This is a genomic window from Streptomyces sp. MGP-BFMKR1 (genome assembly GCF_057766585.1).
In genome coordinates this window covers 6319858-6335192 of sequence record NZ_CM173408.1, presented here as the reverse complement: position 1 = coordinate 6335192, position 15335 = coordinate 6319858, and the positions used below count along the sequence as shown (strand labels likewise).

7 protein-coding genes and 1 pseudogene are annotated in these 15335 nt (G+C 72.5%); 5 read left to right on the top strand and 3 right to left on the bottom strand.

All coding sequences use genetic code 11. The features are described from left to right. Nucleotides 1-142 precede the first annotated feature (142 nt). The 5 genes and pseudogenes from AC3CHW_RS25225 (at nt 143) to AC3CHW_RS25205 (ending at nt 9085) form a co-directional block, all read left to right on the top strand. A complete protein-coding gene (locus AC3CHW_RS25225; protein ID WP_381159520.1) occupies nt 143-1558 on the top strand; it encodes a helix-turn-helix domain-containing protein in 1416 nt (471 codons plus the stop codon). 586 nt (nt 1559-2144) lie between these two features. Further along, nucleotides 2145-5654 (top strand): M28 family peptidase, encoded by a 3510-nt coding sequence (locus AC3CHW_RS25220; RefSeq protein ID WP_488467998.1) that lies wholly within the window; start codon nt 2145-2147, stop codon nt 5652-5654. Between the two features lie 284 nt (nt 5655-5938). Continuing rightward, nucleotides 5939-6763: a PepSY domain-containing protein gene (locus AC3CHW_RS25215; protein ID WP_488467997.1), complete on the top strand. Its 825-nt coding sequence runs from the start codon at nt 5939-5941 to the stop codon at nt 6761-6763. A 170-nt stretch (nt 6764-6933) separates the two neighbouring features. After that, a pseudogene (locus AC3CHW_RS25210) lies at nt 6934-7407 on the top strand (amino acid permease); the annotation flags it as partial. A 520-nt stretch (nt 7408-7927) separates the two neighbouring features. After that, nucleotides 7928-9085 (top strand): alkaline phosphatase PhoX, encoded by a 1158-nt coding sequence (locus AC3CHW_RS25205; RefSeq protein ID WP_398607419.1) that lies wholly within the window; start codon nt 7928-7930, stop codon nt 9083-9085. Here AC3CHW_RS25205 and AC3CHW_RS25200 read toward each other — a convergent pair. The 3 genes from AC3CHW_RS25200 to dusB form a co-directional block, all read right to left on the bottom strand. Further along, the gene (locus AC3CHW_RS25200; protein WP_459248486.1) at nt 9051-10160 is read right to left on the bottom strand and encodes an ArsR/SmtB family transcription factor; all 1110 of its coding nucleotides are present in this window, start codon (nt 10158-10160) and stop codon (nt 9051-9053) included. The genes AC3CHW_RS25205 and AC3CHW_RS25200 overlap by 35 nt on opposite strands. A 565-nt stretch (nt 10161-10725) precedes the next feature. Next, nucleotides 10726-13458, bottom strand: a complete 2733-nt coding sequence (gene ppdK, locus AC3CHW_RS25195; RefSeq protein WP_488467996.1) for a pyruvate, phosphate dikinase — start codon at nt 13456-13458, stop codon at nt 10726-10728. 444 nt (nt 13459-13902) lie between these two features. Then, the gene (gene dusB, locus AC3CHW_RS25190) at nt 13903-15138 is read right to left on the bottom strand and encodes a tRNA dihydrouridine synthase DusB (protein ID WP_488467995.1); all 1236 of its coding nucleotides are present in this window, start codon (nt 15136-15138) and stop codon (nt 13903-13905) included. Nucleotides 15139-15335: the final 197 nt, after the last annotated feature.

Genomic DNA, 15335 nt, shown 5'->3' with positions numbered 1-15335 from the left:
TTGGGTAAAGCGCATATACGCCGCATTCCCTGAACCGTTAATCTCCGGGCTCAGCCGACGCAGCAGCATCCGGTAGGTGGGCCCTGCGAAAGCCGCCGTCGCCAGCGGGCGATGGGCGCGCAGTCACGGACAGGAGTTGGCCATGCCCGTCAAGGACGCCCCGGTGTCGGGAGTGTGGACCGAGTTCGGACGACAGCTTCGGCACTGCCGGCGGCGCGCGGGGCTGACCCAGCACCAACTCGGACTGCGCCTCGGCTACCACCACAGCGTGGTCAGCAAGTGGGAGAGCGGGAAGCGGGAGCTGCCGGCAAGCCTGGTGCGCCGGCTCGACGCGGTGCTCGGCGCCGGGGGCGAGCTGTCGGCGATCGCGGCCGGCGCGCACGGCTCGCCGATGAGCTGGCCGGGCGGCTCGCCCTGGGACGCGGCGTCGCTGTTCTGGCCGGTGCCCGGCGGGCGGCAGCCGCGTCTGCTGGGGCCGCTGGCCGTGGACGACTGGCCGACCCGGCTCTCCGTACAGGGGCCGCGCTGTCCGCTGCACGAGCGGGTGGACTGCGCGGTGCCCGCGCTCGGTGAGACCCGCGCGCTGCTCGCGCGGGTGCAGCGGGCCGCCGAGGACCGGCTGCCGGTGGCCTCGGACCCGGACACCGTGCACGGCCTGGCGGGTCTGCTCAGCGCGCAGGTGCGGCTGAGCACGGCCGCGACGCCGACGGCGGCCCTGGTGAGCACCGTGGAACGGGTGCTGCGCTCGGTGGTGGCCTGGGCCGAGGCGGTGCACGTCACGGGCACCTTCCCCACCGCGCAGCTCCGACTGGCCGCCGACTACGCGCAGTTGGCGGGCCGGCTGCGGATGGAGCGTGGGCAGAGCGCCATCGCCATGGCCTGGTTCTGCCACGGCCTTCGCTGGGCGCAGAGCACCGACGACGTCGTGGCCCGCGGCATCCTGCCCAGCGACCTGAGCACCCTGGCGCGGGTCGACGGCGACCCGACGGCCGCCCTGGGCTATGCCCAGAACATCGCCGCCGTCGACTCCGGCCGGGGCTGGGTGATGACGCTGACGCACGCCTACCAGGCGCGGGCGTACGCCGTCCTCGGCGACGGTGCGGAGACCAGGCGACAGGCCGCGCTCGCCCGCCGCAGACTCGCCGCGCTGGACGCGCGGGACGAGGCCGAGGCGCCGTGGCTGTGCGGCGCGGAGGGGTTGTTACGGGTCGAGTCGGCGGTGGGCGGGGCGCTGCGCGACCTGGCGGCCACCACCGACGACCCGGCCACCGCCCGGGACGCGGCGCGGGCGACGGCCAGTTCGCTGGCACACCTGCCGCCCCGGATGGCCCTGGCCCACCTGCTGTTGACGGTGCGCCTGGCCGACTGCCACGCGTGCGCCGGCGACCCGGACGGCGCCCTCGCACTGGTCGGCCCGGTCCTCGAACAGGCGGGCCGCGCCCGGCAGATGACCATCTCCCGCGAGCTGCGCGGCCTCGCGGCCCGCCTCGTCGGGCGCTGGGGCGACCTGCACGCGGTACGCGAGTTCGGCGACCGGCTGCGCGCCCTGGAGGGCTGACCACCCGGGACCGGGTGCGGGGTCGCCTGGTGGCGGGAGCCTGCTGGCGGGGTGGCTGCTGGCGGGGTGGCTGCTGGCGGGGTGGCTGCTGGCGGGGCCAGCCCCTGCCAGGCTCGGCCCCGCCGGGCCCGCCCCGCCACGGCGTGGCGTCCCGCCCTCGGCCCGGCGGCCGGGCTCGCGCGCGCCCGCGTACGCCCCACGCCCGACCGCCGCACGGCCCGGGCCCCATCGCCGTACGGCCCCCGTCCCAGCGGTGCGCGGTCCGGCCTCCAGATCGCGGGGCCTCGCCGGCGCCGGGCGGGGCCGCGCGGGCACGTCGTGGTGCGCTCGGCGGACGCCCCGTCCCGCCGCGTCCGGATATCGGGCGGCCCTTTCCGGTTGTTGCCAGAAGCCCCGCCGGCCCGGCGATCCGTTGACGTCGCCCGCCCCCAGGTGTGACGGTGCGGCGGCTTAGTCATGGACATGTTGTGTGCGACGCGATGCGGCCGGGCCCCTGGCGGTCGGCGTACGCCCCGCGCGTGGCCCTGACCGGGCGGCTCAACAGAACCCCACGAATCGTGCAGCTCGCGATCCCCAAGGAGCCAACGTGCTACGAAGAATCACGGTGGTCGGCGTGTCTTTGGCCGTCACCCTCGGCATAGCCGCGCTGCCCGCCGTATCCACGGCGACGGCGGCACCCGCGGAGAACCCGCGGACCACCACCGCCAAGCCCAAGCCGGCCGACCGGGCCGTCGCCGCCGCCGACCAGGCCACCGCGAGCGGCCTGGACGCGCTGGCCAAGGGCCCGAACGAGCAGTACGAGCGGCGCGGCGTCACGCCGTGGCTGCGCGGCCTGTACTCGGTCGCGTACGAGCGCACCTACCACGGGCTGCCCGTGGTCGGCGGGGACGCCGTCGTCCTCGCGGACGCGCAGGGCAAGGTGCGCGGCACCCAGTCGGCCACCAAGGCGCGGATCAACGTCTCCACCACGGCGAAGATCACCGCCGCGGCGGCGGAGAAGACCAGCCGCGCGCAGCTCAAGAAGGTGGACAAGCGCGAGTCGCGCCGGCTCGTGGTCCGGGTCAAGGACAACAAGGCGCACCTGGCCTGGGAGACCGTCCTCAGCGGCGCGACCGCGACCTCCCCCAGCCGGCTGCACGTGTTCGTCGACGCGATCAGCGGCAAGGTCGTCGACTCGTACGACGACGTGCGCGCCGGCACCGGCAACAGCAAGTGGAACGGCCCCAACCCGCTGACCATCGACACCACCGCCAGCGGCAGCCAGTTCCAGCTCAAGGACCCGAAGCGGCCCGGTCTGAGCTGCGCCGACTACAGCGGCGGCAGCGTCATGACCAAGTCCAGCGACAGCTGGGGCAACGGGAACCCCACCAGCAAGGAGACCGGCTGCGTCGACGCGATGTGGGGGGCTCAAAAAGAGTGGGACATGCTGAAGGACTGGTTGGGCCGTAACGGGCACAACGGCAACGGCGGAAGCTGGCCGGTGCGCGTGGGGCTCAACGAGATGAACGCGTACTGGGACGGTTCGCGGATCACCATCGGCCACAACCGGGCCAACGAGTGGATCTCGGCGATGGACGTCATCGGCCACGAGTACGGCCACGGCATCGACCAGTTCACGCCCGGCGGCGCCAACAACGAGAACGGCCTCGGCGAGGCCACCGGCGACATCTTCGGCGCCCTGACCGAGGCGTACGCCAACGAGCCCGCCCCGTACGACACGCCCGGCGACTACCTCGTCGGCGAGATGATCAACCTCAGCGGCAGCGGCCCGATCCGCAACATGTACGACCCGCAGAAGGTGAGCAACCACCCGCGGTGTTACAGCTCCTCGATCCCCAACACCGAGGTGCACGCGGCGGCCGGCCCGCTCAACCACTGGTTCTACCTGCTCTCCGAAGGCTCCAACCCCGGTGGCTCCAAGCCGACCAGCCCGACCTGCAACAACTCCACGGTCACCGGCGTCGGCATCCAGACGGCCGGCAAGGTCTTCTACGGCGGCATGCTGCTCAAGACCAGCGGCATGACCCACAAGCGCTACCGCACCGCGACGCTGACCGCGGCCAAGGGCCTGGACGCGTCCTGTGACCTGTTCCGCAAGACCCAGGCCGCCTGGGACGCGATCAGCGTCCCGGCCCAGCCCGGCGACCCGACCTGCACCAGCCAGGGCGGCGACTTCGCGGTGTCCGTGAGCCCGTCGGCGGGCAGCGTGGACCCGGGTTCGGCCGCCACGGCGACCATCGGCACCTCGACCACCAGCGGTGAGGCCCAGTCCGTCACCCTGTCGGCGACCGGCGCCCCGGCCGGCGCGAGCGTGACCTTCACCCCGGCCACGGTGACCTCCGGCGCCAGCTCCACCATGAAGGTGACGACGTCCACCAGCACCGCCCCGGGCACGTACCCGATCACCATCACGGCCAAGGGCACCGCGACGCACACCGCGCAGTACACGCTGACCGTCGGCGGCAGCGGGCCCGGCACCGGCGCCCCGGACATCGACGTGGCCAAGGTCCGGGCGCACCTGACCGAGTTCCAGTCCATCGCCAGCCGCAACGGCGGCAACCGCCGCTCGACCAGCCAGGGCTACCGGGACTCCGTCGCGTACGTGAAGGGCAAGCTCCAGGCGGCGGGTTACACCGTCACCGAGCAGCCCTGCGCCTCCGGGTGCACCTCCGGCGCGGGCCCGAACCTGATCGCCGAGTGGCCCAAGGGCGACGCGGCCAACACGTACATGTTCGGCGCGCACCTGGACAGCGTGGGTGCCGGCCCCGGCATCAACGACAACGCCTCGGGCTCGGCCGCGCTCCTTGAGACGGCCCTGACGCTGGCCGAGAAGAACCCGAACATGAAGAACCGGGTCCGCTTCGGCTGGTGGACGGACGAGGAGCAGGGCCTCAACGGCTCGGACTTCTACGTGCGCTCGCTCTCCTCGACGCAGCGGTCGCAGATCAAGGCGTACTACAACTTCGACATGATCGGCTCGGTCAACGGCGGCTACTTCATCAACCACATCACCTCCGCCGCCGCCAAGCCGATGAAGGAGTACTGGGACTCGCTCCAGCTCCAGCCGGAGGAGAACACCGAGGGCGCGGGCCGCTCGGACGACTACTCCTTCGAGCAGGCGGGCATCGCGAGCTCCGGCTACGCGACCGGCGCCAGCTACCGCAAGACCGCGGCCCAGGCGGCCAAGTGGGGCGGCACCTCGGGTGGCGCGTACGACCCCTGCTACCACCAGGCGTGCGACACCACGAACAACATCAACGCCACGGCGCTCAACCGCGGCGTGGACGGCATCGCCTACACGCTGTGGAAGCAGGCCGTCTCCGAGACCGCCCCGGCCGACGACTTCTCGCTGTCGGTCGAGCCCGGCTCGGGCACCGTGGAACCGGGTGCCACCGCCAGCGCCACCGTCATCACCGCGACCACGAACGGCTCGGCCCAGTCGGTGCGCCTGTCGGCCGCCGGACTGCCGAGTGGGGCGCAGGCCACGTTCGACCCGGAGACCGTCACCTCGGGCGGCAAGTCCGCGGTGAAGATCGCCACGTCGGCGCAGACCCCGGCCGGTACCTACCCGATCACCATCACGGGCACCGGCACGGCGACCCACAGCGCCACCTACACGCTGACCGTCGGCAGCGGCACCCCGGGCTGCGACGAGCAGCTCATCGTCAACGGCGGCTTCGAGAACGGCAGCGCGCCGTGGACCGGCTCCACCGGGGCGATCGGCTCGCAGGCGGGCCAGACCGCGCACACCGGCACCCGGTACGCCTGGCTCGGCGGCTACGGCAACGCCACCAGCGACACCATCAGCCAGACGGTGACCGTGCCCACCGGCTGCACGTCGGCGACGCTGGGCTACTGGCTGCACGTGGACACCGACGAGACGGAGAACACGCCGTACGACCAGTTCACCATCAAGGTCAACGGCACCACGGTGGAGACGCTGGACAACACCGACGCGGCCAGCGGCTACCAGGAGCGTTCGGTGAACCTGAGCCAGTACGCGGGCCAGCGGATCACGGTGACCTTCACCTCGGTGGAGGACGCCTACCTGCAGACCAGCTTCGTCGTGGACGACGTGACGCTGAAGGTGACCTGACACCCGGTGCTGACCTGACGCCCCGGTCTCACCTGACGCCCCGTGCTGAGCTGACACCCCGCGCGGCGGGCCGGCTGACAAGCGGCTGAGCGGCACGGACACCAGGCACGGGTAGGGGCGACAGCACCACCAGAACAACCAGCACGGCAAGCGGCGCCGCCATGGTCCATGGCGGCGCCGCGAGCGCGTGCGCGCCGGCGCGCGCCGGGCGCCGGCGGCGTCCGATCGGGCGAATCCGCGCGCGGGCCGACTGTTCGGGCCGGCGACCGGTGAGGGGTGAACACATGAGTCGTGCGTACAGTCCCGTGCCCACCCCGGACCGGCGCCCCCGGCCCGCCCGCCTCGCCCTGACCGCGACCTGCCTGGCGGCCTGCGCCGCGCTGCTGGCCGGCTGCGGGGACGACGGCGGCGACGGCGGCGACCAGGCGTCCCCGACGGCCAGCGCCACGAAGGCGTCCAAGGCCCCGTCGAGCCCGAGCCAGCCGGGCGACAGCCCGTCGGCCTCCGGCCGGCTCACCGACGACCAGGCCGAACGCAAGGCGCTGCTCCCGCTCGCCAGGGTCGACCACGCCAAGGCGGCCGAGACGGCGGTGGCCAAGGTCCCCGGCGGACGCCTGGTCGACCTGGAACTCAAGGGCACGGGCGGCGACCGCGACGACAAGGGGACGGACGACGCCCCGGACGACGCGGGCGCGGCCGACGCCCGCGCGGCCGGCCCGAGCGGGACGGCGAGCCCGAGCGGGACGGCGGCGCGGCGCGCCGAGTGGATCGCCAAGGTCGCCACCAAGGACGGCACCGCGCACCGGGTACGCGTCGACGCCGGCTCCGGCAAGGTGCTGGTCACCACGGCCGAGGCCGACCAGGACGGCGACGACAAGCGGGAGTTGGCGGCCCAGCTCAGCAAGGCCCGGCGCACGCCCGAACAGGCGGCCAAGGCCGCCACCGACGCCAAGCGGGGCACGGTCACCTCCGTCGAACTCGGCGACGACGACGCCGGGGCCCTCGTCTGGTCCGTGGACGTCGTCACGCCGCGCGACGGGAACAAGACCACCTTCGCCGTGGACGCGGTGACCGGGAAGGTCGTCGGCGAACACGTCGACCGCGACTGACCCCCCGACCACCGGCCCGGCCCACCCCGTACGCGCCCGGCACCGCGCCCCCGACGGCGCGGTGTCAGGGGCGCGCGTTCCCCGGCCTGGGCGCGCGGCCGGTGCTCGGCGGCGCGCCGCCCCAACTCGGCCAGCGGCCAGGCGCCGCCGCGCAACACGCGCCGGCGCGCCGCGCGTACGAGCGGATCGGGCGGCAGCTCGGCCTCGGTCGGATTCCCGATCCGCCGCACCGTGCCCCTTCGCTGGTCGTGGTGCCGGTCTCCGGCCTGTCCGCGGTCACCAGCGAGGCGCTGGCCGCGGCCGGCTCGCTGGGCGACGAGGTGGTCGCGGTGACCGTCCACCACGGCGATGCCGAGGACCGGCGGGCGGTCGAGGCGCTGCGCCGCGACGGGGAGTTGTGGCGCCCCGGCGTGCCGCTGGTGGCCCTGGACTGGGCCCGGCGCGAGGTGGGCCGGCCGGTCGCCGCCTACGTACGGGAGGTGACCGCCGACCGGCCGGACTGGCGGATCACCGTGCTGATCTTCGAGGTGGAGCCCGCCCGGCCGTGGCACCGGCTGCTGCACAACCGGCGCGGTGGCGTGGTGGCCCACGCGGTGCGCCGCGAGACCGACGCCGGCATCTGCCGGCTCCGCACCCGCCTCACCAGCCCACGCCCCGCGTCGGCGGCCACGTCGGGCGGGCGGTGGTTCGGCCGGTCGAGGGGTGGGTGGTTCGGCCAGCGCGAGGGGCGATAGTCAGCCGGCGCGGAGTGCGGCGGTCGCCCGCGCGCCCCCGCGAAAGAGCGCCGCGCCCCCTGGACTTGGGGCCGTGCCGACCGGGCGCCGCGCCGGTGGGACAGGGCATGGCCCGGCCGCCGACGCCGTCCGACGCGGGCCGTACGCCGCCGATCGGCCCCGGCGCACCGCTCTCACCAGGCCGGATCGCGGGCCGTGAGCGGGTGGGGGCACAGTGCCGCCACCGGAAGGGATGGGACGGGGAAGGGCGGGCGAACTTCAGCCATCGCGGCACCCACCCCGCGCCACCAGTTGTTGCTGCCCTGTCAAAACCGGCCCTATAGTCTCCGCGGCTTGCGGGCACCGCCCGACGCATCGCCCTGTGACCTGGGCGGAGTCCGCCCGGCAGGCCACCCGGCCGTCGGTTGTCTTCACCTTTCTGGAGTGGACCGTGGAACGACGCACCTTCCTGCGCGGCGCAGTCATCGGCACCTCAGTAGCGACCTTCGGCGGCACCCTGATGCGCGGGGCCGCCTACGCCGCCCCGGCCCAGCCCGGCCCCGGCCCGTACGGGGCGCTCGGCGCCGCCGACGCCAGAGGCATCCAGTTGCCCAGCGGCTTCACCAGCCGGATCATCGCCCGCTCCGGCCAGACCGTCGCCGGCACCTCGTACACCTGGCACAACGCCCCCGACGGCGGCGCCTGCTTCGCGGACGGCACCGGCTGGATCTACGTCTCCAACTCGGAGATAAGCCCGGGAGGCGGCGCGGGCGCCGTGAAGTTCAACTCCTCCGGCACCATCACCGGCGCGCACCGCGTGCTGTCCAACACCCGGCAGAACTGCGCCGGCGGCAAGACCCCGTGGAACACCTGGCTCTCCTGCGAGGAGGTCAGCCTGGGTTACGTGTACGAGACCGACCCGTGGGGCGTGAACGCGGCGACCCGGCGCGACGCGATGGGCCGCTTCAAGCACGAGGCCGCGGCGGCCGACCCGGTGCGCAAGGTGATCTACCTGACCGAGGACGAGTCCAACGGCTGCTTCTACCGCTTCGTCCCCTCCACCTGGGGCAACCTGTCCTCGGGCACGCTCCAGGTGCTGAAGGCGGGCACGGCCACCTCCGGCTCGTTCACCTGGGCCAACGTGCCCGACCCGGACGGGGCGCCGACCGTGACGCGCGATCAGGTCTCCGGCGCCAAGCGGTTCAACGGCGGCGAGGGCTGCCACTACGCGAACGACACCGTCTGGTTCACCACCAAGGGCGACAACCGCGTGTGGCAGCTCAACCTGACCACCAACACCTACGAGTTGGCCTATGACGACTCGCTGGTCAGCGGCTCCGCCCCGCTCTCCGGCGTGGACAACGTCACCGGCTCCTCGTCCGGCGACCTGTTCATCGCCGAGGACGGCGGCAACATGGAGATCTGCATCATCACGCCGGACGACGTGGTGGCGCCGTTCCTGCGGATCAACGGCCAGTCGGGCTCGGAGATCACCGGCCCGGCCTTCTCGCCCAACGGGCAGCGGCTCTACTTCTCCAGCCAGCGCGGCACGACGGGCAGCTCGTCCGGCGGCATCACGTACGAGGTGACGGGACCGTTCCGCTCGTAGCCACCTGTCTGGGCTCGGCTCGGTCCGTCGCGTGCGAGGCGGCGGGCCGACCGGCCCACGATCCGCCGCCCCCCGACCCGGCGGCCCCTGGCGTCGGGGGCCGCTCCCCCGGGCTGCCGCCGCGCAGCAGGGCGATGCCCAGCGGGGTCAGGGTGTGCAGCACGGCACTGCCCTGCCGCAACGTGACCAGCAGCCCGGCGTCGCGCAGCACGGTGGCGTGCTGGCTGGCGGAGGCGAGCGACACGCCGACCCGGCGGGCGAGTTCGCTGGTGGTGCAGCCGGCACCTATCCCCTGGAGCACGGCCGACCTGGTGGAGCCGACGAGCTTGACCAGCGAGCGCGCGGGCGTGACCAGGGCGGGGCCCGCGGCGTGGTCGAGCGGGTAGACGAGCACCGGGGTGAGCGCCGGGTTGTGGAAGGTGACCGGCGTGCGCCGGCAGAAGAACGAGGGCAGCAACAGCAGTCCGCGCCCGTCCAGGTACAGGTCCCGGTCCACGGGGTAGTCCACTTCGAGCACCGGCGGGCGCCAGCGCATGGTCGCCGGCAGCGAGGTCAGCAGCCCGTCCACGCCGCCGTCCAGCAGGGCCCGGCCGCGGGCGGCGCGGTCGGCCTCGATGCGGGCGTGCAGGTGCGGCCAGTACGGCGCGATGGCGGCCCGGTGGTAGTCCCGCAGCGTGTCCACGAGGCGGGCCAAGGCCCGGTCGGTGCCCTCGCCGTCCGCCATCGGGCGCATCCACGCCGGCAGGGCGCGGCCCGCCGGGAGCCGGGATATCTCGGTACGTAACCTCTCGGCCGGCGTGGCCCGCACCGCCTCCATCGCCTCCTCGACGCCGATGACGCCCTCGGACGGCGTCAGGAAGTCGGGAAAATAGCCCCGCTGCGGCACCAGGGGTGCCAGCAACCGGGGCTCGGAATGGAGCCGCGCCCGCGTTTGCGAGCGCCATTCGCCGAAGATGTTCTCCGCTTGTTTCTCGCGAAGTCGATGGAAACTTAAAATAGTTTCCCAGAGTGCGTCCGGGCGAGCGGCCATCCGCAGCCGTGCCAGGTCCACGCTTGTGAAATGGACGCGCAGCACTAAACCCCCACATGTGGCATCCGTAGTTCCCCCAATCCCTGAGTATGCACCCCAACACGAGCAGTTACCACGCCCTTTTGGCCAGAGTTGAAACGGGTCGCGCTCCAACATGTCCAACCGGAATGCTGGGACGTGGGAAAAGGCAGGGGCATTTTCCCGGTGGGTGCTCAGGCCGGATTGCTCGTTCCCGTGGGGGGTAACGGGCGCCGCAAGGCCGTTGAGCATCAGTTGCCGCCGCACATCTGGTCGGCGGCAACGGCTCCCGTGGGGGGAGTAGTAGGGGGCGGCGCCTCGCACAAGGCGCCGCCCCCTTTCGTATGCCGGAGCCGTGCCCCCGCCGTAGTCCGCCCACGGCGAGGAGAGCGAGCGCCGGGGGGTGAGGGTGGGTGTCCCCGACGCGGTCCCCGCTACGACGGGGACGGCTTCCGGTGGTATGTGGCCCTCGCCTGGTCTGGCCCGCGAGGACGTTGTGGTGCGCGTGCTGGTCGCTGGTGACCGTCGACGGCCGGTGTTCGTGCACCGGCCGCCGACGGCTTGGGCCCGCGGAACGGGCCCGCTCAGGGGGTCAGCGGCTGTCGCTGCCGACGGACTCCGCGGCGGCCCGGCCGGCCTCGAGTCGGGCGACCGGGATGCGGAACGGGGAGCAGGAGACGTAGTCCAGGCCCACCTCGTGGAAGAAGTGCACCGAGTCGGGGTCGCCGCCGTGCTCGCCGCACACGCCGAGCTTGAGGTCGGGGCGGGTGGCGCGGCCGGCCTCGGCGGCGGAGCGCACCAGCGAGCCCACGCCGTCGCGGTCGATCGTCTCGAACGGGCTGACGCCGAAGATGCCCTTCTCCAGGTACGCGGTGAAGAAGCTGGCCTCCACGTCGTCCCGGGAGAAGCCCCACACGGTCTGCGTGAGGTCGTTGGTGCCGAACGAGAAGAAGTCGGCCGACTCGGCGATCTGGCCCGCGGTCAGCGCGGCCCGGGGCAGCTCGATCATGGTGCCCAGGGTCAGCCTGAGGTTCACCCCGTGCGCCTGCTCCACCTCGGCGATGACCCGCTCGGCCTCCTCGCGCACGATCTCCAGCTCCTGGACGGTGCCCACCAGCGGGATCATGATCTCCGCGCGCGGGTCGCCCTTGGCGTTCTTGCGCTCGGCCGCGGCCTCGGCGATGGCCCGTACCTGCATCGCGAACAGGCCGGGGATCACCAGGCCCAGGCGCACGCCGCGCAGGCCCAGCATCGGGTTCTGCTCGTGCAGCTTGTGCACGGCCTGGAGCAGGCGCAGGTCGTTCTCGTTGGCGTCCTGCCGGGCCTCGGCCAGCGCGACGCGCACCGACAGCTCGGTGATGTCGGGCAGGAACTCGTGCAGCGGCGGGTCGAGCAGCCGCACCGTCACCGGCAGCCCGTCCATCGCCTCGAACAGCTCGGTGAAGTCGGCCTTCTGCAACGGCAGCAGGCCGTCGAGCGCGGCGTCCCGGTCGGCCTCGGTGTCGGCGAGGATCAGCCGCTCGACCATCTCGCGGCGCTCACCGAGGAACATGTGCTCGGTGCGGCACAGGCCGATGCCCTGCGCGCCGAAGCGACGGGCGCGGGCGGCGTCCTCGGCGTTGTCCGCGTTGGCCCGCACCCGCAGCCGGCGTACCCGGTCCGCGTACGCCATGATCCGGTGCACGGCCTTGACCAGCTCGTCGGCGTCGTCGGCGCCGGCGTGCATGCGGCCCTCGAAGTACTCGACCACGGGCGAGGGCACGACCGGCACCTCGCCGAGGTAGACCTTGCCGGACGAGCCGTCGATGGAGACGACGTCGCCCTCCTGCACCACCGTGCCGTCCTTGGTGGTCAGGCACCGGCGCTTGGTGTCCACCTCGAGCTCCTCGGCGCCGCACACACAGGTCTTGCCCATGCCGCGGGCGACGACGGCGGCGTGCGAGGTCTTGCCGCCGCGCGAGGTGAGGATGCCCTCGGCGGCGATCATGCCGTTGAGGTCGTCCGGGTTGGTCTCGCGGCGGATGAGGATGACCTTCTCGCCCGAGCGCGACCACTTGACGGCCGTGTACGAGTCGAAGACGGCTTTGCCGACGGCGGCGCCGGGCGAGGCGGCGATGCCCCGGCCGATCTTCTCCACGGCGGCGCTCTCGTCGAAGCGGGGGAACATGAGCTGCGCGAGCTGCGCGCCGTTGACCCGCTGCAGCGCCTCGGCCTCGTCGATCAGGCCCTGGTCGACGAGCTGGGTGGCGATGCGGAAGGCGGCGCCCGCGGTGCGCTTGCCGACCCGGGTCTGGAGCATCCACAGCTTGCCGCGCTCGATGGTGAACTCGATGTCGCACAGGTCCTTGTAGTGCGTCTCCAGCGTCTCCATGATCCGCATCAGCTCGTCGTACGAGGGCTTGTCGATGCCCTCCAGGTCGGCGAGCGGCACGGTGTTGCGGATGCCGGCCACGACGTCCTCGCCCTGCGCGTTCTGCAGGTAGTCGCCGTAGACGCCCTGCTGGCCGCTGGCGGGGTCGCGGGTGAAGGCGACGCCGGTGCCGGAGTCGGGGCCCAGGTTGCCGAAGACCATGGAGCAGACGTTGACGGCGGTGCCGAGGTCGCCGGGGATGCGCTCCTGGCGGCGGTAGAGCTTGGCCCGGTCGGTGTTCCACGAGTCGAAGACCGCGCGCACGGCCAGGTCCATCTGCTCGCGGGCGTCCTGCGGGAAGTCGCGGCCGGTCTCCTTGGCGACGATGCCCTTGAACTCGTCCACCAGCTTCCGGAGGTCGCCGGCGTCCAGGTCGACGTCCACGGTGACGCCCTTGGCGTGCTTGGCGCTCTCCAGCGCCTCCTCGAACAGCTCGCCGTCCACGCCGAGGACGGTCTTGCCGAACATCTGGATGAGGCGGCGGTAGGAGTCCCACGCGAACCGCTCGTCGCCGGCCTGCGCGGCGAGGCCCACGACGGAGTCGTCGGAGAGCCCGATGTTGAGGACGGTGTCCATCATCCCGGGCATCGAGAACTTGGCGCCGGAGCGCACGGAGACCAGCAGCGGGTCGTCCGCCTGGCCCAGCTTCTTGCCCATGGTGGTCTCGAGGGCGACCAGGTGCGCACTCACCTCGTCGCGCAGCGCCGCCGGCTCCTCGCCACTGTCGAGGTAGACCTTGCACGCCTCGGTGGTGATGGTGAACCCGGGCGGGACGGGCAGCCCGAGATTCGTCATCTCGGCCAGGTTCGCGCCCTTGCCGCCCAGCAGATCCTTCAGGTCCCTGTTGCCCTCGGTGAAGTCGTAGACGAACTTCTGGGAAGCAGGCTGTGCTTGGGGATCGTTGTTTTCCGACACGGTTCTCGACACCTCGCTGAGGTACCCCCGGGATGTGGGCCCGGAGGACGGCTGCCCTGACGGCGGGGAGCGTACCCAGATCGAAGGTGCATGGGTACGTCCACTCGGCGGACATTCGGCCGTAACTGGCCGGCCGCCACGAGATCGAAAGTGATCCACACCACGAGACCTGTGATCCATCGGGATGCCGAAAGCCGTGGATCCGCGTTCAGGTTCCGAACACAAGACTCCCGCGTGGATCGATTCTGGACACGGGCAGCGAGGAGCCACAAGCGGAGAGCGGCCATCCGTATGACTGTCGAAGACAGCAGGGGTGGCACTCAGTGCCACGCATTGGAGAGGTGTGTGCGCTCAGAAGGGTAAATGGATCTTCAAATGAGCATGCTCATTTGAGCAAACTACCGATCACACGTGGCGAGAATCACGCCCCCAAACCGGGGCTCGTCAGCCACCGGAGGTATCCAATTCGGCCTCGGCCCCGATTTCGGCCCGGTCGTAGGGATCATTGAGCCACCCGTCCGGCAGAACCACGCGGTTTCGGCCAGACGTACGGCCCCGGGGACCGTCCGCACCCGCAGGCCAGGGCTGGTCGAGGTCCATTTCGCTCATCAGAGCGGCCAACTCGGCCAGCGAGGAGGCGACGGCGAGCCGCCGACGCAGCTCCGAACCGATCGAGAAGCCCTTGGTGTACCAGGCCACGTGCTTACGGAAGTCGATGACGCCGCGCGACTCGTCCTCAAGCCACTCCCCCAGCAGCTCCGCATGGCGCAGCATCACCCGCGTGACCTCGCGCAACGTGGGCGCGGCCGACCCCTGCGGGCCCCGCGTCAGGGCCGCCCACGCGGCGCCGCCGCCGGCCTCGGAAGGCGCCTGCGCGGCGCCTGCGCCGCCCGAGGTGGCACCGGGTGTCGTCGGCTGGGCGAAGGCGGCCACCAGGTCGCCGAACAGCCACGGCCGCCCCAGGCAGCCGCGCCCCACGACGACCCCGTCGCAGCCGGTCTTCCGCATCATCCGCAGCGCGTCCTGTGCCGACCAGATGTCCCCGTTGCCCAGCACCGGGATCTCCGGCACCGTCTCCTTGAGCCGCGCGATGGCCGACCAGTCGGCCTCGCCGCCGTAGTGCTGCGCGGCGGTGCGGCCGTGCAGCGCGATGGCCCGCACCCCCTCCTGCACCGCGATCCGCCCGGCGTCCAGGTAGGTCAGGTGGTCGTCGTCGATGCCCTTGCGCATCTTCATGGTCACCGGCAGCTCACCGGCGCCGGCGACCGCCTCGCGCAGGATCGCCCGCAGCAGGTTGCGCTTGTACGGCAGCGCCGAGCCGCCGCCCTTGCGCGTCACCTTCGGCACCGGGCAGCCGAAGTTCAGGTCGATGTGGTCGGCCAGGCCCTCGTCCACGATCATCCGGACCGCCTTGCCGACGGTCGCCGGGTCCACGCCGTACAACTGGAGGGACCGCGGCTTCTCGGTGCCGTCGAAGTGGATCAGCCGCATGGTCTTCGCGTCCCGCTCGACCAGCGCCCGCGTGGTGATCATCTCGCTGACGAACAGGCCCTTGCCGCCGGAGAACTCCCGGCACAGGGTGCGGAAGGGCGCGTTGGTGATACCCGCCATGGGGGCGAGGATCACCGGGGGCACCACCGCGTGCGTACCGACGTACAGCGGCTGGGTCTCGGCGGTCATCTAGGACGCGTCCTTCCGGTTCTCGTGGTGCTCGGGGTGCTGGGGGCGCTGCGGGTACTCGGGCAGCGGGTGGCAGACCTCTTATTGTCCCCCATCGGCGCGCGGCGCCGCGGCGCCCGGCCATCCCGCCCGCCGATCCCGGCTCCGCCGCCCTTGCCCGCGCTAGGCGACCGCGCGGGCTCCCCCGCGCCGCCACC